The sequence below is a fragment of the Puniceibacterium antarcticum genome (genome assembly GCF_002760615.1).
In the GTDB taxonomy this organism is placed as follows: domain Bacteria; phylum Pseudomonadota; class Alphaproteobacteria; order Rhodobacterales; family Rhodobacteraceae; genus Puniceibacterium; species Puniceibacterium antarcticum.
The window spans coordinates 1-5,473 of sequence record NZ_AWWI01000037.1; the positions used below are offsets into that span (position 1 = coordinate 1).

Below are 5,473 nucleotides of genomic sequence, written 5' to 3' on the forward strand. Positions count from 1 at the left end.
CGGCCTCAAAACCGGCCAAATTGGTTGTCGCCCGCGGACAAGGTGGTTGACGCTCTACAGGCAGCGTCCCGACCGGCGTCTGTTCATGCGCTTGCTGAACCAGATCAAACCAGATCCCCTTGATCTGATGATCTGTGTTCCAGCGGAACTCGCTCTGCAGAAAGCGCCGGAATTCCCATGTCAGGAATTCATGACTGTCGAGCCTGACAGAATGCGAGATCGGATATTCCGGCAGATCCGCAACGTCGACAATTGAGGGAACGGCCCGTATGTTCATAGTTTGCCTTCCAATTCATTCAGCCTGCCAAGGTCTGTTCGCCCTGCCCCCGCAAACGTGGCGCGCGCGCAAACGGCGCACGAATCACACAAGAAGGTCATGAAGATCCTCGAAGGATGCGCCCGCACCGGGTGCGGGGGGCGAGGCGCGCAGGCGTGTGGTCCAGCCCTTTCGCGCGCAAACGATTCCGATCCGGCGCCGATCCACGTCCAGCGCCTGGGCAAGGTCGCCGATGCTCACGTCCCAGGCGCGCGGCTTGGCATAGCCCCAGATCCGATAGGCCAGCGCTTCGGCGCGCGGGGTCAGCGGCGCGCGCCTCATAACCACCACCGCAGCGCGTCATCGACCAGCGTCAACGCCAGCCAAACAACCGCGACCAACGCCGCCAGGCACAGCAGAACGATAATCCAGTCCGAGCCGATCATGACCGCCCCTCCGTCACCGGGCCGCGCATGATCGTCCACCAGACGAGAAGAACGCCGACCGCGTAACAGGCGACATCCCAAAGGCTGTCCAGCATCACCAAAGCGGCGAACCCGGCCAGCGGAATGTCGAAAAATATTTCCTTGGCAATCAACAGGCCGATAATGCCCCAGACCACCCTGCCCGATACCTGCAGGTGGAACCGCAGCACCGCCAGCACCGTGCCAATGGCAAAATGCGCCAGCGAATTAGCCCCCCAGACCTGCACCCAGCCCGCGACCATGTCACAGGCCGCATCTCGCGCGTCCGACGTCACAAACGCCATCATTTCTGATTCAAAACTCAAGACCGCCCTTTCCTCTGGCCAATCATGGCGGCCACGTCCTCGCGCGACCGGCCATCCAGTGTCATGATTTCCATTGTTTTCCAGATCCCGAGGATCGTACCGACCACCAGCACATGCTCGAACGCCGGGCTCGAGTCGCATTTCAGCCAGTTTTCCGCCTGCCGCTTGCTCACACCGCAGGACTTCGCAGCCGCCTCGGCAATCTCGCCCGGCGTGTTCCCCGGAAAGGCCGCGACCATCATCACCGCGAACCGCGCCCGGGCGTAATCGCGAGACTCAACCCGGTTCGCTTCGAAAGATTTTGCACGCCCGTCGCGGTAAACTGATCCCGACTGAAATAGCATCTGAAAGCAGAGACGGAGTGAAGATGGATCGATGAAGCTCACGCAGCTGCCTCCGAGGATGGCATGTCAATCGTCGCTTTAGACACCGTGCCGGAGGCATCCGGGAAGAATGAGATCGACGTAACTGCACCGCCCGTGGCACGTTCTATTTTTGCAGCCAGCGCCCCGCCGGGTGTCTTACTCCCCGAAACAATCTCACTGTAATAGCTGCGCGAAATTCCAAGATGTCGGGCCACCTCAGCCTGCGACTTCCCTGTCTCAACATGATATTTTGAAAGGTTGCTCATGACACATCAGTTCTCCATTTACGAACAAAATGTCAAGCACTCTGTTCGCTATTTGCGGCGTGATACTTCTGACGCCAGTCGCTACTTTCCATCGATGGAACTGCGCATGCGTCAAATCAGAAAAAGTCGCGGCTGGACGGTTGAACACCTCGCCAGCCTTGCAGGTATGTCAAAAAGCCACTTGAGCGAGATCGAGCGAGGCGTGAAGCCGTTCAACGCCCATACGCTTGCAAAGATTGCATCGGCACTGGGCGTTGAACCTGTCGACCTCATAGAAAAAAAATCTGTAAATTCAGACGTCTTTACCCTAATTAACGCCTTTGATGGACTTTCCCAGGAAGATCGAGCGTCAGTGATACGGCATGCACTCGCTCTTGGCGAAGACAAAAAGTAGAGCGCACGTCTGACGCCCATTGAAGCATCTGGTCTCCATTAAGGCGACTCAATGCTTCAATAAGCTGCGCCTGCTCCAATTCATTAAAAGCCATAACTAGCTCCCCTTCAAAACGCTGTTCACTCAAGCCTGCTTATACCATTTGTTCGCTAATATCGAACTATTCGCTTGACTGATTGTTCGCTATTTGTGAACTTACGTAGTACGAAAAGCCGAGCTCCGCACGATTGGCGCAGGCTTAGCGAAGGTTAACCAGAAATCAAAGAAGGGTAAACGAATGCGCGGAAAAGGCAGACCTGACAGGAGTAAAACCATGCAAGCGGCCGCTCGCTGGCTTGCCACCCACCCCGATGACCTCGACCTGCACCCGGCCCTGATGGCCCATGCCTTTGCCCAGCTGGTCGAGGCGCGCGGGGGCACCGTCAACTATCAGAACCTTGGCGCGCCCCAGCACCGCATCGACACCCAGCCGCTGTGCGCACGTCTGACACGGACGGACACGCCCCACCTGTGCGTGGTTGCCGGAAACCCAGTGATCGACACAATGCTCGCCGCCCTGCCCGCCACACGCGCTGCCATAGCCCGCTACCGCGCCGCGAACAACGACACCGGCCCCACCGGCGGTGACGCCGCATGATCCCGAACAGATCTCTATGGGGCAATGAAGCTTGCCTGGAGAAACCCATCATTCCTGAGAGACGCGGGGAGAGCGTTATGAGCAGCCCAATACCCTTCACACCCGAAACCCTTGGTGAACGTTGGCAGTGCTCTGCCGAAACGGTACGGCAGTTACTAAAACGGGGACAGTTAAATGGATTTCGTGTCGGACGAATGTTTCGAATTCCGGCAGATGCGGTAGAGGAATACGAATGTCAGCGATCAGTATTGGGCGCCTCAGAGGCGGGTTCTGCGTCTACTGGGATGGTCCCGATGGAAAGAGGCGCCGTTATCAGCTTGAGGCACGCACCAGAGCGGCGGCAGAAGCCGAAGGTCGGGACCGATATCTGCGCGAAACAGGAACGCCAGAAGGGCTGACTATATCTGCGATATGGACCAGCTACATTGATCATCTTGGCGCGAAGCCGACAGCGACGACCATGCGCCACACCGGCAAAGCAGTTCTGGAAACATTTGGCCAGCTGCGCCCGGATCAGATCACTATCAAAGATTGCCGCGACTATCTGCGCAAACGAATTGCTGACGGCCGCAAGGTTGGCACCGTTCATACTGAACTTGGCCACCTCAGATCTGCCACCCGCTGGGCCGCAAAGCTGCGGCTGATCGATCAGGCGCCACACATCGAATTGCCCCCAAAGCCTGACAGCGACGTACGTCCAATGTCGGATGCGCAGATCCGCGCACTGATAGATGGCTGCGGCGCGCCACATATCCGACTGGCAGTGGTTCTTCTCTTGGCCACCGGCGCCCGCGTCGGTGCCGTGCTTGACCTGACATGGCAGCGCGTAGACTTCGAACGCGGCGTGATCGATCTGCGCCTGCCTGATGGCTTGACCCGCAAAGGCCGCGCCGTTGTTCCGATGAACCGCATGGCGCGAGCGGCCCTAGAATCGGCCTATCAGGCGCGACTTACCGACCACGTTGTCGAGTGGGCCGGGGAACGGATCAAGTCGATCAGGAAGGGCTACAGTGCAGCGCTCACCCGCGCCAAGCTGACAGACGTCAACATCCACCAGATCCGCCACAGCGTGGCCGTGCGCATGCTGGCCGGTGGGCAATCTATCGAGGCCGTCGCGCAATATCTCGGTCACTCGAATACAGCGATCACCTATAAAACCTATGCCAGGTTCCTGCCAGAGCATTTGGCCGATGCCGCAGAGATCCTGAACTTCGATGACCTAAGGAAAGTGAAATAATGCAAACAGATAAGCGTCTGAAAGATTTTGAAGAATACCTGACAGGTGGCTATGAGCATGGAGTTCTACACTTGCTAGAGGACAACGTGAATGGACCCGAAATTGTGATGTTCATGATGGATGTCGAGTATGACCCTGTCCGCATATCGTTCGGGATCGAGGGTGAGATTTCACTCCATGCTGATGGCCACACTTACCACATGTTCACGCCAGAACAGTTGCAGTTCATAGCTGAAACTTCCGTCGACGCGCAGGAAATGTGGGAAGACTATTTGTCGAACGTCGCGCATCTTTGACTCTAGGATGCGGATTTTCTGAATCCTGTCAGTGAGCCGCGTCAAGCATTTCCGACCCAAACCGGTCCTTCGACGCGGGACGCGCGAGTCGCCGCTGTGCGGACTTAGCGGTCGTTCGGATGAACGAATGTCCTTCTCAGAAGCTGAGTTTGTATTGTAAGTTCTCCCGATGTCACGGTTCTATTTTCCCCAACTGTTCTGGACTCCTTCTTCTTCGGAAGAAGTTCAAACTATGACCTTCGGTATGCATCCTCGTCGTTGGAACGTGTCCATTTTTGACCTGTATTCACTTGCGGCTGAAAATCACCCGACACGAATGACCGCTGAGTTAATGCAGATTTTTCTGCCAAATGTTAACCTTGAAATCTCGGTAGATGCGGCAGATCACGCTGAGGCAAAGAGGCTCTTGGATATACTGAAAGTGATGATCTACCTAAATGGAGTTCAGCCGACAATCACGCCGTTTGCGACAAGTCATTCTTTAAACGATTATGCTGGGATTAACTCCCGAAGCTCCAGCCAACTGTGCGAAAAGCTGCCAGAAGGCATGCGCAGTGGCATCACGGCCAAAGACTCTCGGGTTGAAGGCTGGCCAAATGAGCTTGTTTTTTCTGTCCTGCGCGGAAATAGTGAGCTCTACTCAAATGAAATTGACGCAGATGCTTTTACCCAAGCGACTGAGGCAGTCACGGTTTGGCGAAAAATCGAAACTCAGTATGGCAAAGCGTCGATACTGCGTGCTGCTTTGGCGAAGGCTCCTTTAATGCCCGACCGGTCATCATCGATTCTTCACATCTGGCAGGCTCTTGAAACTGTGTTTGGCAAAGGGCCAGAACTCTCATTTAGGATGTCAATAACACTAGCTGAACTGTGCGGACCTGTTGCGTCGCGTGCTGAAACCTACGCAAAGGCGAAAAAGAGTTATCACGATCGTAGCAGAATAACTCACGGCAAAGTAGATTTCGCGGATGATGAACAGTGGGTGCGCGCTTGGGATCTCTTAGTCGAAGCTATACGGGCTATTTTGCACCGAGAAGCCATCCCTTCAGAGGACGACCTCTTTTCGGATTTGCTTTCCCGCTGACCTCTTCGTGACCGGCTGTTTGGGCTCTCTCCTGCCGTTCGCTGCGATCTGCGCGAAGGCCCGCTTTCCCATTTTGGGTCAGTTGATGGTAAGCGGTGCGCCGCCCCCACCTTCCTGATGGCTTCTTGATCTGCGAGTCCTTTTCCAA

Annotated in this window: 10 protein-coding genes and 1 pseudogene; 6 read left to right on the forward strand and 5 right to left on the reverse strand. The window is 56.0% G+C overall.

Translation table 11 applies throughout. The features are described from left to right. From P775_RS28420 to P775_RS04070, 5 genes and pseudogenes are all read right to left on the reverse strand, one after another. Window positions 1-277 (reverse strand): annotated as a pseudogene (locus P775_RS28420) (hypothetical protein); the annotation flags it as partial. Window positions 278-361: 84 nt separating this feature from the next. After that, window positions 362-598 carry a hypothetical protein gene (locus P775_RS04055; protein WP_099909761.1) on the reverse strand — a complete coding sequence of 79 codons (237 nt, stop codon included), beginning with the start codon at window positions 596-598 and terminating at the stop codon, window positions 362-364. Between the two features lie 100 nt (window positions 599-698). Further along, window positions 699-1,046 carry a hypothetical protein gene (locus tag P775_RS04060; protein ID WP_099909762.1) on the reverse strand — a complete coding sequence of 116 codons (348 nt, stop codon included), beginning with the start codon at window positions 1,044-1,046 and terminating at the stop codon, window positions 699-701. After that, the gene (locus P775_RS04065; RefSeq protein WP_099909763.1) at window positions 1,043-1,432 is read right to left on the reverse strand and encodes a hypothetical protein; all 390 of its coding nucleotides are present in this window, start codon (window positions 1,430-1,432) and stop codon (window positions 1,043-1,045) included. Before P775_RS04065 ends, P775_RS04060 begins: the two co-directional genes overlap by 4 nt. Continuing rightward, entirely contained in the window at window positions 1,429-1,677 is a 249-nt protein-coding gene (locus P775_RS04070; RefSeq protein ID WP_099909764.1) for a helix-turn-helix domain-containing protein, read from the reverse strand. The genes P775_RS04065 and P775_RS04070 overlap by 4 nt, the downstream gene beginning before the upstream one ends. On the opposite strand from P775_RS04070, the gene P775_RS04075 reads away from it, so the two are divergent. The 6 genes from P775_RS04075 (at window position 1,676) to P775_RS04100 (ending at window position 5,325) form a co-directional block, all read left to right on the forward strand. Further along, window positions 1,676-2,071, forward strand: a complete 396-nt coding sequence (locus P775_RS04075; protein WP_099909765.1) for a helix-turn-helix domain-containing protein — start codon at window positions 1,676-1,678, stop codon at window positions 2,069-2,071. The genes P775_RS04070 and P775_RS04075 overlap by 2 nt on opposite strands. A 313-nt stretch (window positions 2,072-2,384) precedes the next feature. Next, on the forward strand, window positions 2,385-2,708 hold the full coding sequence (locus P775_RS04080) for a hypothetical protein (protein ID WP_099909766.1): 324 nt from the start codon (window positions 2,385-2,387) through the stop codon (window positions 2,706-2,708). Window positions 2,709-2,785: 77 nt separating this feature from the next. Then, entirely contained in the window at window positions 2,786-3,106 is a 321-nt protein-coding gene (locus tag P775_RS29725) for an excisionase family DNA-binding protein (RefSeq protein WP_425439880.1), read from the forward strand. Window positions 3,107-3,168: 62 nt separating this feature from the next. After that, the gene (locus P775_RS04090) at window positions 3,169-3,945 is read left to right on the forward strand and encodes a tyrosine-type recombinase/integrase (protein WP_425439881.1); all 777 of its coding nucleotides are present in this window, start codon (window positions 3,169-3,171) and stop codon (window positions 3,943-3,945) included. Next, the gene (locus tag P775_RS04095; RefSeq protein WP_099909769.1) at window positions 3,945-4,241 is read left to right on the forward strand and encodes a hypothetical protein; all 297 of its coding nucleotides are present in this window, start codon (window positions 3,945-3,947) and stop codon (window positions 4,239-4,241) included. Before P775_RS04090 ends, P775_RS04095 begins: the two co-directional genes overlap by 1 nt. A 232-nt stretch (window positions 4,242-4,473) precedes the next feature. Beyond that, entirely contained in the window at window positions 4,474-5,325 is an 852-nt protein-coding gene (locus P775_RS04100) for a HEPN domain-containing protein (protein ID WP_218967623.1), read from the forward strand. Window positions 5,326-5,473 lie beyond the last annotated feature (148 nt).

Coding starts and splice junctions, on each gene's coding strand:
- P775_RS04055 (WP_099909761.1), bottom strand. CDS start 598: ATGAGGCGCGCGCCGCTGACCCCGCGCGCCGAAGCGCTGGCCTATCGG.
- P775_RS04075 (WP_099909765.1), top strand. CDS start 1,676: ATGACACATCAGTTCTCCATTTACGAACAAAATGTCAAGCACTCTGTT.
- P775_RS04070 (WP_099909764.1), bottom strand. CDS start 1,677: ATGAGCAACCTTTCAAAATATCATGTTGAGACAGGGAAGTCGCAGGCT.
- P775_RS04080 (WP_099909766.1), top strand. CDS start 2,385: ATGCAAGCGGCCGCTCGCTGGCTTGCCACCCACCCCGATGACCTCGAC.
- P775_RS29725 (WP_425439880.1), top strand. CDS start 2,786: ATGAGCAGCCCAATACCCTTCACACCCGAAACCCTTGGTGAACGTTGG.
- P775_RS04090 (WP_425439881.1), top strand. CDS start 3,169: ATGCGCCACACCGGCAAAGCAGTTCTGGAAACATTTGGCCAGCTGCGC.
- P775_RS04095 (WP_099909769.1), top strand. CDS start 3,945: ATGCAAACAGATAAGCGTCTGAAAGATTTTGAAGAATACCTGACAGGT.
- P775_RS04100 (WP_218967623.1), top strand. CDS start 4,474: ATGACCTTCGGTATGCATCCTCGTCGTTGGAACGTGTCCATTTTTGAC.